This is a genomic window from Dietzia sp. CQ4 (assembly GCF_014145125.1).
Taxonomy (GTDB): Bacteria; Actinomycetota; Actinomycetes; order Mycobacteriales; family Mycobacteriaceae; genus Dietzia; species Dietzia natronolimnaea.
The window spans coordinates 1-2268 of sequence record NZ_JAALDZ010000237.1 but is presented as its reverse complement, the minus strand read 5'-3'; the positions used below and the strand labels follow the sequence as shown (position 1 = coordinate 2268).

The following is a 2268-nucleotide window of genomic DNA, read 5'->3' as shown; positions in this document are numbered from 1 at the left end:
CACCGCCTCGGGACCGGCGGTGTCGGTGTTCATGCCGACGCACCGCGGCGGGCCGGAGACGCGGCAGGGCCCGCTGAGGTTGCGCTCGCTGCTCGACCGCGCGCAGGCCGAGCTGGTCACCCGGGGCACACCGGCCGAGGTGGCCGCCGAGCTGCTCGCGCCGCTGCGGGAGCTGGGGAACGAGGACCCCTTCTGGCAGCACACCGCCCACGGACTGGCGCTCTACGCCGCCCCCGGGATCGCACGGGCCTTCCGGCTGGGCACGGAGATGCCGGAACTGGTCCACGTGTCCGACTCGTTCGCCGTCCGCCCCCTGGTCCCGTCCGCGGTCGGCGACGGCGAGTTCCTCATCCTGGCCCTGAGCCAGAACTCGGTGCGCTTGTTCGAGGCCACCCGGGGTTCGGTCCACGAGCGGGACATCGGCACCGCGCCGGCGTCGATGGAGGACGCCGAGGGTCGCACCGAGCGCGAGCCCCAGCTCCAGCACCAGGCCGCGGCCGGGGGCACCGCCGCCTTCCACGGGCACGGTGCCGGCGGCGAGGTGGACCGCGTGATGCTGCAGAAGTTCTTCCGTCAGGTGGCGGCGGGTATCGACGAGTTGCTCGCGGGGCCCGACCGCCGACCGCTCGTCCTGGCGGCGGTGGCCGAGCACCACCCGATGCTCAGGGAGGAGCTGTCCTACCCCCACCTCCTCGACGACGTGGTGGCAGGGAACCCGGACCACGCCGGCGGCGCGGAGTTGCAGGAGAAGGCGTGGCCGATCGTCCAGCCCGTCCTCAGCGCCGACGCGGCAGCGGCGACCGAGCGGTTCGGGGAAGCCCTCGGGACCGGGCTCGGGGTGAGCGACCCCAGGGAGATCGTCACCGCGGCCTCCGAGGGCCGGGTGGAGACGCTGATCCTCACCGGGGCGGCCTGTCGTCCGGAGGATCAGCCGGGCGATCTCGACGACGCCGTGGGCCACACCTGCGCCACCTCCGGACGGCTCGTGGTGCTCGAGGCCCTCCCGCACGGCAACTCGGTCGGCGCGATCCTCCGCTACTGATCACGGTTCCGCGCGACACGACCTTACCGGCGGGTAAGGTCCGGTCCGGTCAGGGCACAATGGGCCCCATGAGCTCCAGCCACCCGCACTTGACCAGCCCCCTCGTCGTCGGGCCTCTCACCCTGCGCAACCGCGTGGTCATGGGGTCGATGCACACCGGACTCGAGGACCGCAGCAAGCACCTGCCCGAGCTCACGGCCTACTTCGCCGAGCGGGCGCGCAGCGGCACCGCCATGATGGTCACCGGCGGGTTCTCCCCCGACGTGGAGGGCTGGCTGCTCCCTGCCGGGTCGATGATGGCCAGCCGGCGGATGGCGGACAAGCACCGCGGCCTCACCGACGCCGTCCACGCCGAGGGCTCGCACATCCTGCTCCAGCTGCTGCACGCCGGCCGGTACGGCTATCAACCGTTCGTCCGCTCGGCCTCGTCCACCAAGTCGCCCATCAGCATGTTCAAGGCGCGGGCCCTGAGCTCGCGGGGCGTCGAGCGCACCATCGACCACTGGGTGCGGGCCGCACGACTGGCGCGCCGGGCGGGGTACGACGGCGTCGAGATCATGGGCTCCGAGGGGTACCTGATCAACCAGTTCCTCGCGGCCCGGACCAACCAGCGCACCGACGCGTGGGGTGGCACCGCGAGCAAGCGCATGCGGTTCCCCGAGGAGATCGTCCGCCGGGTCCGCGCCGAGGTGGGCCCGGAGTTCCTGATCCAGTACCGCATCAGCGTGCTCGACCTGGTGCCGGGCGGGCAGACCTGGGACGAGACCGCCGAGCTCGCCGAGCGCCTCGAGGCCGCGGGCGTCGACGTGTTCAACACCGGGATCGGCTGGCACGAGGCCCGCATCCCCACCATCGTCACCTCGGTGCCGCGGGCGGCGTTCGTCGACCTGGCGGCCCGGCTCAAGCAGACCGTGGGGGTGCCGGTGATCGCCTCCAACCGCATCAACACCCCGGATGTGGCCGAGCGGATCCTCGCGAGCGGGCAGGCCGACCTGGTGTCGATGGCGCGGCCGCTGCTGGCGGACCCGGCGTTCGCCGCCAAGGTCGCCGAGGGGCGGGCCGACGAGATCAACATCTGCATCGCCTGCAACCAGGCGTGCCTCGACCACACCTTCGCCAACAAGCGGGCGTCGTGCCTGGTCAATCCCCGCGCGGGCCGGGAGACGGAGCTGGTGCTCACCGTGGCGCCCACGCGCCGGCGGGTCGCGGTGGTCGGTGCGGGCCCG

Annotated in this window: 2 protein-coding genes; both read left to right on the top strand. The window is 73.0% G+C overall.

What is annotated here, in order from left to right; translation table 11 throughout:
- The coding region (locus tag G6031_RS13300; protein WP_206682164.1) for a hypothetical protein at positions 1-1042 on the top strand (1042 nt) is incomplete at its 5' end.
- A 68-nt stretch (positions 1043-1110) separates the two neighbouring features.
- Positions 1111-2268 (top strand): 2,4-dienoyl-CoA reductase FMN-binding domain-containing protein (locus G6031_RS13295; protein WP_182653516.1); only part of this gene is annotated, 1158 nt, incomplete at its 3' end.